Genomic DNA, 13,340 nt, shown 5'->3' with positions numbered 1-13,340 from the left:
ACTACATTTGCTTGAGGTAATCCTCATAACCAATCGCCATTAATTGAGTTTGTTTATCGAGTACCATCTCCTTGAGACTTTGACGATAGGCTTGCACCTGTTTCAATAGCGCTGGATCGAACGCCCCTAACATTTGCACCGCCAACAAACCGGCATTGGTCGCATTTCCGATCGCCACTGTCGCCACCGGAATACCACGCGGCATTTGCACAATGGAGTAGAGAGAATCCACGCCGCTGAGGGTACTGGTTTTGACGGGCACCCCAATCACCGGCAAAGGCGTCAGAGCAGCAACCATCCCCGGTAAGTGCGCGGCCCCACCTGCCCCAGCAATAATCACCTTTAAACCCCGTTCATGGGCTGTTTGGGCGTATTCCACCATGCGCTCCGGGGTACGATGGGCAGACACAATGCCAACCTCGTGGGGAATATTAAATTGTCTACAGATGGCGATCGCCGCTTCCATCGTGGGAAGATCAGAGTCGCTCCCCATAATGATGCCAACCAGGGGATTAATTACACTCATAGGTTTTTAGCTCATGTATGTCATGCCGACTAACCATCATAAACAAAGGGAGAACTCTGCACAAACCCTGATCAGGGCGCGTCTTGTTGGTTTAGAAGGTCAATTTTGGTTGCGATTCGATGCAAATCGTTGTTTAACGCACCTAAAGCCAATGGAAACCGAAATTTCACTAGAATTTCAGGAAAATGTCTTGGATATTGCCGGAGATTTATTGTCCCTAGGGGGAGTAGATTTACAGATTAACGGTGGTTTGGGTTTAGCGTTTCCAGAAGTGACCCAGACGGATCTGCCGAAACTTCAAGAAATTTGTGATTATCTTTGGGGCCAGGGCATTGACGCATTTTGTCCGACCATCGTCACCACTTCTCTAGAAAACATCCGGCGATCGCTGGCTGTCTTTGCCGAGCTTTGGGGAGACCCGCAACCGAATACAGCAAAAATTTTGGGGATACATTTAGAGGGGCCATTTTTAAATTACGAAAAACGAGGGGCGCACCCAGCCCAACATTTACAACCGTTGACCCTGAAGAATCTGCAACAGGTAATCGGCGAATTTGCCCCAATGATCAAAATCATCACCCTTGCCCCGGAACTCGATCCCAGCCATAAATGTGTGGAATATCTGCGCTCTTTGGGGATTGTTGTTAGTTTAGGTCACTCCCTCGCCACAGAAACAGAAGCCAATCAAGCCTTTGCCCATGGCGCAACGATGATCACCCATGCCTTTAACGCGATGCCCAGTTTGCATCACCGGGAGGCGGGTTTATTGGGAGCAGCAATGGTGAATCCTGACGTTTACTGCGGCCTGATCGCCGATGGCCAGCACGTCAATCCCACGATGTTGGAGATTTTTTTGCGGGCCGCCAAACAACCTTTTTTAGTTAGTGATGCCCTCGCCCCCATCGGTCTCCCGGATGGGGTATATCCCTGGGACGATCGCCAAATTACCGTCACCCACGGCACGGCTCGCTTGGACAATGGCACGTTATCCGGCACGACGTTACCGCTGTTTGCCGGGGTCAAAAACCTTGTCCGGTGGGGTATTTGTGATTTAGAAAAGGCGATCGCCTTAGGGACTGTCGCCCCCCGAAAAGCCCTGGGTATGGCGACTTGGACGACGGGCAAACCCATCAATCTGTTGCGCTGGCAAGGAGTAGATGGCACCGTTGAATTTAGCCGACTTTAGTGAATTTTTTCCACGTGCCAACCGGTTTGGGCACCAATCTTACCCGCTTTGACAAACCGCCAATTGCCCCGCTCAAAGCTATTTTTCCCTTTTTTGGGACTGGGTTGAACGCCGATCAATTGGGCCACTTCGTCCGTCGAAATCATCCAACCTGCTGTGGCGGCCTGTTCTAAAACGCTGAGATAAGCGAGGGGATTAGACGCTTGACGGGATTCCGAAAGAGCCGCTTCTACGCTGGCAAGCTTCTGGGCGATCGCCGCCATTTCCGTTCTCATGTCCCCTAGCTGATCACTTAAATTTTGCACGACTTCCTCTAGAGCAATTGTTGTCACCGTCGGGGTATCCGTTGGCAGAGGATCTGCTTTTTCTAGAACTTCTGGCCCTGCTATTGTCCCAGGCTGAGATGACGAAACAGTTGGCATCGGTTCAGGGGAAGTCGTTGATGGCAAATCATCCCAAGGATCTGGAGCTAATTGATTTGCTTTTTGTAAGTTCGGCTGAAAATCGTGGGTTTGAATCCAGGTACGATTAACGGCAGTGGCCAAATCCTGGAGGTAAGCTGCCGTTTGGGATTTACCTTGGTCTTTAAACTGCCGGGCTACCTCCTGCATAAACTTCACCAAATCCGGGGTGATCAATTTTTGATTCGCTGCTAAAATCTGCTGCTCTTCTCCCCGACGACAATTTAAAAGCGCTTCGATCAATTGGGCATAGGCTTGGGTAGTGGCATCTGGCTGGGGCGCGACCGGATTCGGTTGGGTGAGAATATGATGTAATTTGCCCGCCCAGTTGTGGAGATAGCGAGCCCCATTCAGTTCACCTTCCGCCGCAAGGTAGTTAGCCACCTGTTCCATCACTTCAATAAATTGGGCATCCACCAACTGCTCGTTTTGCCGCAGGACAATCCACTCTTCACCCCGGCGGCAGTTTAAGAGTTTTTGCACCAAATCAAGGTAAGCTTTCAGATTTTTCTGTTCCATGGGTAATGGACTCAAAAATAGAACCATATATCTACCCATTGTGTCCTATTTTGGTGACATTTTAGCCAAGTGGTTAGGACTTCACAGAGCTAAACAAATCAAGGCAAAAAACTTCATAATTTTCCTAGGGATAAACTTGAGGATAGTTAATGGGTTCAATATAGTTACCATCACATTCATCTTTGAGGAGAAACCGATTTAAGCTGAGATCTGTACCTGTAAATTGATAAAATCCCAAGCTACCGCAATCCCCTAAACCTCGGCCTTTCGTAAAAATACTAATGGTTTGGCTACTCGGATCATATTCTGAATACCCAGCCCTGGTTACTTCTGTTTCTTTAATCAATTGTTGATCCGTATCTTGGTAAAAATAAGTAATCGGCAGTGGCGTCAGATCAAATTGATCTTCGTCTCTTCGGTATAAAAAATAATTCTGGAGCAGTTGATAGGCCGTCGAGCCACAAACAAGGTGCACAAGATACTCATCTTCACCCACACGGTAAACATTAGAGGCCGCTTCTGTGAGCTCCGATTCAAATCTAAACTCTTGGCAAAGCCCCAATTCTTCCCGGTTTTCCATAAGCTCCGGAATGATTGCTTGGCTAATATCAGGGGAGGAATAATTCTGATCTACTGCTTCTACTTCCTTCGTATCGGCCCCTTGAGAATTGACTAGGGGCAATGGTTCAGCGGGAACAGGAATTGGTTCTTCTGTCGGATCGGTAGGTGTCGTTCCGTCGGGTTCAGGGGCAGAAGGATTAGACTGATTTTGGCAACTGCCTAACCCCAAGCCAAGGCTGATCAGGGTACTAAAAGCAATGCATTTAAACCTCATATATCTGACCTCCACGCACTAAATCATAAGAAAATTGACCAGTTAATTAAAGAGCCAGGGAAGAACTTAATTTCGCAAAAATCATCCGTCCCGCAGAGGTTTGTAAAGATGAAGTAACGGTTACAGCAACATCGGAACCCATAAATTGTTTTCCTTCTTCGACAACAACCATCGTGCCATCTTCGAGATAACCCACCCCTTGTTTTTCTTCCTTTCCTTGCTTAAGAATTTTTACATCTAAATTATCTCCAGGGAGATAGATCGGACGAATCGCTTGGGCAAGGTCATTAATATTTAAAATCTCGACTTTTTGGAGATTAGCAACCTTTTGCAGATTGTAATCATTGGTCAAAAGAATCCCATTAATTTCCTGGGCTAAATGCACTAGTTTAGCGTCCACAGTAGCAATGTCATCGTAGTCTGCGGGGTTGACAGAAACCCGTTTGGGAAAACGATTTTGCATACTCTGGAGAATATCTAAGCCCCGACGACCCTTGGCGCGTTTCTGGTCGTTACTGGCGTCGGCGAGTTGCTGTAATTCGTTGAGGACAAAAATTGGAATGAGAATTTGTCCTTCAATAAAACCTGTTTTAAGGAGTTCTTCTAGGCGACCGTCAATGATACAGCTTGTGTCGATGATCTTTGTCGGCGAAGGACGGAGGGTTCCTTCAGCAACGAGCAGAGTATCTAAACTATTGGGGTTGATCAGCCGCAGAAAAGTGCGCCCGTGAACATCGGCGAGGCTCACACCAAGGTAGGCAAAGGTGATACTACCGAGAATGGCAAAGGTGGGCTTAAGAAAACCAAACTCTGAAGGAATGGGCAACAGAAAAATGGGAGCAAGCATTAAATTTGCCACCAAAAGCCCAATCACTAAACCCACAGCACGGGTGACGATAATTTCGATGGGGGTGCGCCGAAATTGTTGCTCGAAGCGGCGATAGGTACTCTGGGCGAGAAGACCGATGGAAAGGCCCAGGAGTGAGGCAAAACCGGCCCCCACCCACCGGAGGGCGTCAATGTTGGAGGCTTGGTCACGCACAGAGGCAGGGAGTAAATCAATGACATCAAATCCCACAAGGGCGATCGCCACCACAAAGATCAGAACAAGGAAAATATCGAACATAGGTCTTACCCGGCTATAAGTCCCAGTTTTAGGGGGAATTTGGGGTTTAGGATAATGGAGAATAATGCCCTCATTATATCGGTGGGCCTTCCATTCCTTCGCGCCTCTGGGAATTAACAAAATTTGTTGATTTCTGCGCCAATTTTCCAGCTAAATGCTCCCTATTCCCCATTGAGACTGTTCTACCGTGGTTACCAGTGCCTACCTCCATCTCCCCTTCTGTTTACGCCGCTGTTTTTACTGTGATTTTCCGATTACGGTGACGGGGGAAAAACAAACGGCGGGGATTCGCGCCCAGATGGAGGAATACGGGGAGTGGCTCTGTCGGGAAATCCGCGCAACACCGATCCTGGGGGGCGAGTTAAAGACGGTGTTCTTTGGGGGCGGCACACCCTCTTTATTTCCGGTTGACCTTTTGGAGAAAGTTTTAAGTACCCTTGATCAGCGATTTGGCATTGCCCAGGGAGCAGAAATTTCCCTCGAAATTGATCCAGGCACTTTTTCTTTAGAACAATTGATCCGGTACAAAAATATTAGTATTTCTCGCCTAAGCCTTGGGGTACAAGCTTTTCAGGATAATTTGCTGGCAAACTGTGGGCGATCGCACAGGGTAATAAATATATTTACTGCGTGTGATCACCTGGAGCGATCGCAGATCCCCTGGAGTTTGGATCTGATCTCTGGATTGCCAGATCAAACCCGCGACGATTGGCAGGCTTCCCTTGATCAGGCGATCGCCCTTAATCCCCACCACATTTCCTGCTATGACCTAGTGATCGAACCCCAAACCCCCTTTGGCAAACAATACGAACCTGGTGAACGCCCCCTTCCTTCCGATGAAAATACCGCTGCCATGTATCGCCTCGCCAGTGAAACCCTCCGCAAAGCAGGCTATGACCACTACGAAATCTCCAACTACGCCAAACCTGGCTACCAATGTCAGCACAATCGGGTGTATTGGGAAAATCACCCCTACTATGGTTTCGGCATGGGGGCCGCCAGTTTTACCCAAAATCAGCGCTTTTCTCGGCCCCGCACCCGCGCCGAATATTACGCCTGGGTTGAACAATACGAACAAAATAATGGTGTTTTAGACGTGGCGGTCTTAACAAAAGGCGATCGCCTCCTTGAAACCTTGATGTTGGGTCTCCGTTTAACGGAAGGTTTGGATTTATCTCAACTGATCACAGAATTTGGCCAAAGTAGTGTGGATCAGATTCTAGAAATCCTAAAACCCCCTTTCCAGAAAGGCTGGGCTTTCCTTTCCCCCACAACGCCACCACGTCTTGCCCTAAGCGATCCAGAAGGATTACTGTTCTCCAACACCATTCTCGCGGAACTTTTCCACCATCTCGACCCAGAAAACCCCGTAGAATAATCACGCCTTTCCCTTTCTCTTTCCCTACCCATGATTGATCTTTCCCAGAAAAAAATCCTTGTCACTGGCGGCGCTGGCTTCCTCGGCCAACAAGTAATTCACCAATTGCTCCAAGCAGGTGCTCAACCGGAAAATATTACCGTCCCCCGTTCTTCCAGTTGTGATCTACGTCGTCTCGAAGCCTGTCAAAAAGCAGTCCAAGGTCAGGATATCGTCATTCACCTGGCGGCCCATGTGGGGGGAATTGGCCTCAACCGCGAGAAACCCGCTGAACTTTTTTATGACAATTTAATGATGGGCACCCAGCTCATTCACAGTGCCTACGAAACGGGGGTCGAAAAATTTGTCTGTGTCGGGACGATTTGCGCTTACCCGAAATTTACCCCTGTACCTTTCAAAGAAGAAAATCTTTGGGCAGGCTATCCCGAAGAAACCAATGCCCCCTATGGCATCGCCAAAAAAGCGCTCCTCGTGCAACTAGAAGCCTACCGCCTGCAATATGGTTTCAATGGCATTTATTTACTACCAGTTAATCTCTACGGCCCTGGGGATAATTTCAAGCCGGAAAGCTCCCACGTGATCCCCGCTTTAATCCGTAAAGTCTACGAAGCGCAACGGGATGGCGTTAAACAGCTCAAGGTTTGGGGGGATGGCAGCCCGACCAGGGAATTTCTCCATGCAACGGATGCGGCCCAGGGCATCGTTTTAGCAACGCAAAAATATAATGAGGCAGCCCCCATCAATCTAGGAACCAATACAGAAATTTCTATTAAGGATTTGGTCGAGCTAATTTGTGAACTAATGGCCTTTGACGGAGAGATTATCTGGGAAACGGATAAACCCAATGGACAACCCCGCCGTTGCCTAGATACCCAGAAAGCCAAGGAAAAATTTGGTTTCGAGGCGGCGATTGGTTTACGGCAGGGTTTACAGGAGACTATTGATTGGTATTGCCAGAACCCAGGATAAATATTTCCCTTTGGGGAAAATCTAGGGATTGGCCGCGTTCTGTAGATCGGTAACGGTGGGTTGTTTTAGCTTACTGGCTAATCCCATACGCTCCAAGAGACAAATAAAAGAATAGGTAAAGTCCGGTAGGTATTTCACCTTACCTTTTTGAATCGTGATTCCGTGGCGTACCGACCAACCAAAGGCGTGGTGCAGATTGTGCCAACCTTCTCCAAGGGCAAGGACGGCAACCCAACCATTGTTACGACTGTGATCGGTGGTTTGGAAAGGGCGATCGCCCCATTTGTGACAGACAGAATTCACGAAAGCGACACCATGGAACAGGAGGGTGGTGCTGATAAAAAATGCAGCCAGATATTCCAGGCCGCCGACCCCATAGGACAATGCGCCTAGGGCAATGAGGGGCACAAAATGGAAGCGATCAATCAGTTTCAGGATTGGATCTCGCTCAATATCAGCGGGCAATTTTTTCGGGAAGGTATTGGGAGAAATGAGCCAGCGGTAATGAGCCCACCAAAACCCCTCCTTAGAGCTGTGGGGATCGCCTGGGTGATCGCTAAACCGATGGTGATCTTCGTGATGGGCTTTCCACCAACTCGGCCCCATTTGCCCCGCCGAGGCAGTAATAAAACTGCCGATCCATTTCACCCAAGGGGAAGCTTGGTAGGCTTTGTGGGTGAGGAGACGATGGTAAATGGCGGTGGTACCGAGCATTCTCAGCCAGTACCAAAAAATAATCCAAAGGACAGCTCCCCAACTGAGACCTGTAAAAAAGGCGATCGCCATGCCGAGATGACAAAGGATAATCCAGACTGGGCCAGTGGCATAGCTGAGGAGCGTTAGTCGAGAATAGTTGCGGGGACGGGGATTAGGTTGTGGTGGTGTAGAGGGAATCGGGTCAAGAACGTTACTGTAATGCGTCAAAATGCTTTCCTAACGAGTTGAGAATATCTTCTATGAAACCGTGTTTTTACATAACTTTACAACTCGTAAGTCCCGAATCCCTTGCGGTCGGGTCAAATAAATTCGGAAATGTCTTCGTCACAGTCATCGGCTAAATAAGATAAGGAACGGAAGCGGAGGCCGACCAATTGTTCATAGAGGGGGTTGAGTTTGCACATTGGCGGAATATGGACAATTTTTTTGCCAAATAGCTTGATATCCCGCTCAAAGGGGCATTGGGGCGGCACCATCTTACAGATGAAGCGGGCCACGCGGGGATCGTCAATGTCCATGCCATCGAGCCAGTTGCGGATTGGTTTAAGGGCATCAAGGTGAACTTCTGGTTGGGGGGTTTCGGTGGTGACAGTTTCGGGGTCGTAGAGGGTTTTTTCAAGGTTATGGAGGGCGCTGAGATCTACCCCAAGGGCTTTCCCAAAGGCTTTGATTTGATCGGCTTCAACAATGGAGTAGACCCCATCGGCGATCGCCATCATCACCGCTGTCCGGAGAAAATTTTCGCGGATATTGAGATCTTCTCCGAGATCAGCCGCCAACTCTTGACCCGCAATCGGTTCTAAGTCTCCTAGGCTACTGTGGGGGGCGAGTTCGTCCTGGGTCAGTCGCGTAATGAGCTCTTGCTCTTCGGCATCAAAATGACCGTCGGCCCAGGCAATGGTCAGTAGTCCCCGTAACCAAGCCGTGATTTGGCGATCGCTGTAGACAGTTGTGCTCGCAGAACTCATAGCTGTTTCAAAAATCTGTAACTCTTTCCCCATTGTAGGCAAGAAATCAAGAAGCCATAGAAAATACAGTGAAATTAATCCATGCCCCAACAAGATTAAGATCTAATTATCAATTTTTCGGGCTGCTTTAACTAAATTAATGAGGTAAAATCGATGTTATTTATTGATTTTTAATAAGCTAATTTTCTAAACACTGTTTTGTGATTTACAGAATATTTTCTAAGTATTTGTTTGGGGTAGATCAAAACCAAAAGTAAAACAAAATTTAGCCCCTTGATTAACCCGTGTTTCGGCCCAGATCTGTCCCCGATGCACTTCGATAATACGTCTAACAATTGCTAAACCAACTCCCGTTCCTTCAAATTCAGATTGGGTGTGGAGTCGCTTAAATGGCAAAAAAATCTCTTCTAAATGTTCTGCGGTAAAACCAACACCATTATCTTCTAGGCAGTAGGTTTGAGAATCGATTTTATAAAATTTTATTTGAGGATTTTTGACCTTGCTGGTGTATTTCCAGGCATTTTCAAATAGGTTTTCAAAGGCCATCTTAAGGAGCGGGCGATCACCTAGGATAATTAGAGCCGGTTCGATTTTAATTTCTATGGCTCGATCAGGGGTTTCACCTTGGAGATCCTGAATAATTTCTATGGCAATTTCACTTAAATTAATCCTCTCAAGGGTTAATTGCTTTTCTTTAATTTCTGCAAGGCGCATCAAGTCAGAGATGATATGATTCATTTCCTTAGCAGAATTCGCAATAATCTCTAACGTCTCTAAGGTCTCTTCGTCAAAGGTATCAACATCACCTAAGAGCAAGTCACAAAACCCTAACAATTTCGTTAATGGCCGCCGTAAATCATGGGAAACCATATAGTTAAAGGATTTTAGATCTTGATTGATCTGGGCTAACTGGTTATTTTTTTCTTCAAGCTCCTGGGCATTACGCAAAATCTTAAGTTGATTTTCAACGCGTACAAGCACCTCATACATATCAAAGGGCTTATTAATATAGTCAACGCCCCCTAAGGAAAAAGCCTTCACCTTATCGAAAACATCATTTAAAGCACTGATGAAAATAATGGGAATTTTGGCGGTGTCTGGATTAGCCTTTAGCCGTTGACAAACGCCATAACCATCTAAGATGGGCATTTTAATATCCAGCAGGATCAAATCAGGGGGATCCGCTGCCACTGCTTTGAGGGCTTGTTTACCATTGATCACCTGTCGCACTTCGTGGCCCTTTTCAACCAAAATTTCTGAAAGAAGTTGTAGGTTTTCCGGAACATCATCAACAATTAAAATATCGCCTCGGTGCTGCAGATAAGAATCTTGAATCATAATGCTTAAGTTCACCACATTGGCTTTGGAATTACCCCTGGCAGGATGGCATTGAAATGATGAGAATTACGCGCGTTAAAACATTGGTTTGGCTTAAACCCTAGTTTTCTTTTATTATTCCATTAATTTTTTTAGAAAAATGTAAAGAGTTCAAAAAGTATGCCATCCGGCTTTCATGATGCTTATTCTGATGATACAAACGTTAAAATTCTGGGGCGCTCTGGATTGTGTGTGGGTTTTTGGTTTCGGGGTGCATAAAAGTTAAGGCTGTGGCCTGGAGATGTAGACGGGGGGCGGCCCGGTTACCATAGAGGCGATCGCCAAGGATCGGATTGTTTAACCCGTCGGGATGGGCGCAATGGACCCGGAGTTGGTGGGTGCGGCCTGTAATTGGCTTGAGTTTGAGGCGATGGGAATCTAATTGAACGAAATAGGTTTCGCTGGGTTTGCCCCGTTGCGCATCTACTTTTTGCCGGGGGCGATCGCCAGGGTCTGCCCAGAGGGGAAGGGTAATCATTCCTTCTGGACGCTGAATTTTTTCCTCTAGGAGAGCTTCGTATTCCTTATGAATTTTGCGGCGGCGAAACTGGGTTTGCAGATTCTGTTGGGTTTCAGCGTTTTTGGCAAATAAAAGAATTCCGGACGTATCTTGGTCGAGGCGATGGACAAGGAAAATATCCTGATAATCGCGGCGCAATCGGGAAAAGGCACTGTCATAGGTCTGGCTACTGCGCCCTGGAATCGAGGGGAGACCAGCAGGTTTGTGGATGGCAATTAGGCTGTGGTCTTCGTAGATGATTTCTAGGGGAATTTCTGGGGTCGTCAAAATATCTTGAAAAGATTTCCCCCCCAAGCCCGAAAGCAAAAAGCCGAGGATCGGTTGGCAGCGCTCTTCACAAGCTAAATAGAATTCGCCTACTTGTTTGTCAGGGCTGTTTTTCCCCCACCAGAACTCGGCCATGGCCAAGGGTTTAAGGTTCTGTTTCGCGGCATAGTTGAGAAGCTTAGGCGCACAACAATTGCCGGTGCCGGTGGGTAAACCAGTGGGAAATAAATCGGCGATCGCCTTTGATTCTCCTTGAAAATTTTTGAGGTGATAGACCTGGTGCATCCGTTTTTGGAGGGTGCGAGACAGGGTTTTGCGGCGTTGGCGGAGCCTTTGTAAGTCTTGATCGGCCTGGTGAATCATCGCAGTGAGAGGATTAATCTCTTGATCCCTGGCCTGTTTAAGATCGCGTTTGTGGTTGCTTTCCTGGCGACTTTCTTCTTCAAGGGCGGCGATCGCTTGCGCTAATTCGGCTCCCGTTAAATGGGTCTGGTAAACTTCGCGTTTTTGGCGGCGTACCTGTTTTTTCTGGCGACGCTCTTGATTAAACTGCGCGATTTTTGTTTGCCATTGTTGCTGCAACGTTTGGTAAGTTTTTCGTTCTGGTAGGGTTTCTAGGCGTTGGATTTCCCGGCGGATCTGGCGTAACTGGGCGAGAATTTCTTGCTCTTCTAAAATCAGGCGATCGCCCCCATCCATCGGTGGCACCCAACCGGGGAGGACTTTTTCGCCTTTAAGTAGTCCCGAAAATGCCTTGAGAAATACCCGTTGCCCGGTGGCCGTTTCTGCTAGCAATACCCCATACATTTTCCTTTCCCAATTAAAATCCGGATTTTCCCTCAGTTCCGCCATTAATTCACGGGCGATCGCCTCAGCATTTTTGGTGCGGGGGAGACGACAAAGTTGTTTGGTAGCCGGACAAACCCCCTCATACCAAGCAGTAACAACATCGGGTTCCAATTGTGGTTGATAGGGGAATCGGGGCGAAGCCATGACAATACGACGCTCATCTTTTGTAAACGTAAGCCCTTTATTTTAGGCGTGAGCACACCGTTTGTCCGCTGGTGACCTATGCGATTGCCAATAGTTGGCGCAAACATAATATTGATTGGCGTGCCTCAAACTTAAATGCTGCCGTGACAAAAATATAGCCGAAAATAAGCATACCCACGGGAATAAAACCGATTAGAACAGTAGATAATTCTAGTAAATGAAAAGCGGCGATCGCTAACAATCCAGAAGCAAAACCCAGCCAGCCAACCATGAAGCAGATTATTAAAATATGCGGGGCCATTGTCACTTTAATAACGCTTCCTTCCCCTGTGGACTTAATTTTACCTTTCATAATCGGCAGAAAAGAATTTGTGTAATGGATCACACGTCGAATTTCAAATGTGTTTTGGCTGACGGTACCTCGAACAATCTGATTTTGAATGGCATCGGCTAATCTTTGTCGTACTGCTGCTGGTTGAAGATGTGTCTTGAGAATTAACTGAGTAAAAGGGCGAAAAGTCATCGGTTGGTTTGGTCTTGGTTGCGTCTTTAGAATACTTCGCCGCCGTCTAGGAGCTGAGCCATTGGTTGCGGTTGCTTCTGGAGATGCTGCTGGAGGTGACGGGGATGATCAGTAATGAAATAATCAATGTTTTGTTCTACAAGGCGATCAATCTGGGCTAATTCTTGGGCCAATTTTTTTGGGTTTTGACTTTTATGGGGTGGTGAAAAGATCGTCCAAGCGCCGACGGCTAATTGGTGTTGATGGAGTCGCTGAATGGTTTGTTTTTTAAATAGATTAACGTTGAGACTGACTAAGCTGGCATCGAGGATTTTTTCTAAAATGTGACTTTCAGTAAATTTGCGAATGAAGAAATTTTTGGTCACCAAAGGCGAGTAGAGAATGCCTGTTTCAATGGGGTGATGGGTGAGCTTCAGCCAGATCAAAGCCCAAATACTAAAGGAGGTAACAAATGCTTCCTGTTGCAGCCCCATTTTTTCAATCAATTGGGCGACGGCAATGCCTGTTTTCCGTTGCTGGAGGTTGAGGCGGGGGGCTTTCATCTCGATATTGATTAACAATTTGCCCCGCAGTTCGCTCAACACATCTTCAAGGAGAGGAATTTTTTCGGGTTGGGGATAGGTGTAGGTTTGTTTGCCGATTTTGAGGGACTCTTTAATGCGCAGGGTTTGGATCTCTGGCCAGGTCATTTCGGTAATTTTCCCCGTGACCCCCGTCAGCCGTTTGGTATAGAGGTCATGGAAAACTACCAATTTGCCATCCTTTGTGAGAAAAGTATCGAGTTCAACGCCGTCTAAACCCAAGGCGATCGCCTTTTGGAAACCCGCCATGGTATTTTCTTGGTGATCGGTCACAACTCCCCGATGACCCAAGATTAGGGGATGTGCGGACGGCTGAAAAAATCTCGATTGCATCGCGGAAAAATCCTCTAATCACTTCTCCCACGGTAAAAAGTAACAGCGCGACAGGGCATAA

The 13,340-nt window shown here is 47.3% G+C and carries 13 protein-coding genes; 3 read left to right on the top strand and 10 right to left on the bottom strand.

Annotated elements, in window-relative coordinates; all coding sequences use genetic code 11:
* Position 1: 1 nt before the first annotated feature.
* Positions 2-526, bottom strand: a complete 525-nt coding sequence (purE, locus tag AACT35_RS11105) for a 5-(carboxyamino)imidazole ribonucleotide mutase (protein ID WP_099240067.1) — start codon at positions 524-526, stop codon at positions 2-4.
* Between the two features lie 151 nt (positions 527-677).
* Here purE and nagA point away from each other — a divergent pair, with 151 nt between their 5' ends.
* Positions 678-1,712, top strand: a complete 1,035-nt coding sequence (nagA, locus tag AACT35_RS11100) for an N-acetylglucosamine-6-phosphate deacetylase (RefSeq protein ID WP_339374613.1) — start codon at positions 678-680, stop codon at positions 1,710-1,712.
* Here nagA and AACT35_RS11095 read toward each other — a convergent pair.
* From AACT35_RS11095 to AACT35_RS11085, 3 genes are all read right to left on the bottom strand, one after another.
* A complete protein-coding gene (locus tag AACT35_RS11095) occupies positions 1,709-2,692 on the bottom strand; it encodes a hypothetical protein (protein WP_099240065.1) in 984 nt (327 codons plus the stop codon). The genes nagA and AACT35_RS11095 overlap by 4 nt on opposite strands.
* Positions 2,693-2,816: 124 nt before the next feature.
* On the bottom strand, positions 2,817-3,527 hold the full coding sequence (locus AACT35_RS11090) for a DUF1176 domain-containing protein (RefSeq protein ID WP_099240063.1): 711 nt from the start codon (positions 3,525-3,527) through the stop codon (positions 2,817-2,819).
* Positions 3,528-3,573: 46 nt separating this feature from the next.
* Positions 3,574-4,653, bottom strand: a complete 1,080-nt coding sequence (locus AACT35_RS11085) for a PIN/TRAM domain-containing protein (RefSeq protein ID WP_012308417.1) — start codon at positions 4,651-4,653, stop codon at positions 3,574-3,576.
* Positions 4,654-4,840: 187 nt separating this feature from the next.
* On the opposite strand from AACT35_RS11085, the gene hemW reads away from it, so the two are divergent.
* Positions 4,841-6,031: a radical SAM family heme chaperone HemW gene (gene hemW, locus AACT35_RS11080; RefSeq protein WP_099240062.1), complete on the top strand. Its 1,191-nt coding sequence runs from the start codon at positions 4,841-4,843 to the stop codon at positions 6,029-6,031.
* Between the two features lie 30 nt (positions 6,032-6,061).
* Positions 6,062-7,000, top strand: coding sequence for a GDP-L-fucose synthase family protein (locus AACT35_RS11075; RefSeq protein WP_099240061.1), 939 nt, complete (start codon positions 6,062-6,064; stop codon positions 6,998-7,000).
* A gap of 21 nt (positions 7,001-7,021) precedes the next feature.
* On the opposite strand, the gene AACT35_RS11070 is transcribed toward AACT35_RS11075, so the two are convergent.
* The 6 genes from AACT35_RS11070 to AACT35_RS11045 form a co-directional block, all read right to left on the bottom strand.
* The gene (locus AACT35_RS11070) at positions 7,022-7,924 is read right to left on the bottom strand and encodes an acyl-CoA desaturase (RefSeq protein WP_099240059.1); all 903 of its coding nucleotides are present in this window, start codon (positions 7,922-7,924) and stop codon (positions 7,022-7,024) included.
* Between the two features lie 92 nt (positions 7,925-8,016).
* Positions 8,017-8,685 (bottom strand): Mo-dependent nitrogenase C-terminal domain-containing protein, encoded by a 669-nt coding sequence (locus tag AACT35_RS11065; RefSeq protein WP_099240057.1) that lies wholly within the window; start codon positions 8,683-8,685, stop codon positions 8,017-8,019.
* Between the two features lie 219 nt (positions 8,686-8,904).
* The gene (locus AACT35_RS11060) at positions 8,905-10,023 is read right to left on the bottom strand and encodes a response regulator (protein WP_099240055.1); all 1,119 of its coding nucleotides are present in this window, start codon (positions 10,021-10,023) and stop codon (positions 8,905-8,907) included.
* Positions 10,024-10,225: 202 nt separating this feature from the next.
* Positions 10,226-11,842: an RluA family pseudouridine synthase gene (locus AACT35_RS11055; protein WP_099240053.1), complete on the bottom strand. Its 1,617-nt coding sequence runs from the start codon at positions 11,840-11,842 to the stop codon at positions 10,226-10,228.
* Between the two features lie 76 nt (positions 11,843-11,918).
* Positions 11,919-12,365, bottom strand: a complete 447-nt coding sequence (locus AACT35_RS11050) for a hypothetical protein (RefSeq protein WP_099240051.1) — start codon at positions 12,363-12,365, stop codon at positions 11,919-11,921.
* A 26-nt stretch (positions 12,366-12,391) separates the two neighbouring features.
* Positions 12,392-13,279 (bottom strand): glycerophosphodiester phosphodiesterase, encoded by an 888-nt coding sequence (locus AACT35_RS11045; protein ID WP_099240049.1) that lies wholly within the window; start codon positions 13,277-13,279, stop codon positions 12,392-12,394.
* Between the last annotated feature and the right edge of the window lie 61 nt (positions 13,280-13,340).

Origin of the sequence: Synechococcus sp. BDU 130192, assembly GCF_963876085.1 — a bacterium.
In the GTDB taxonomy this organism is placed as follows: domain Bacteria; phylum Cyanobacteriota; class Cyanobacteriia; order Cyanobacteriales; family MRBY01; genus MRBY01.
Note: the sequence above shows the minus strand (reverse complement) of the source record. Positions and strands in the feature narration are given on the sequence as shown.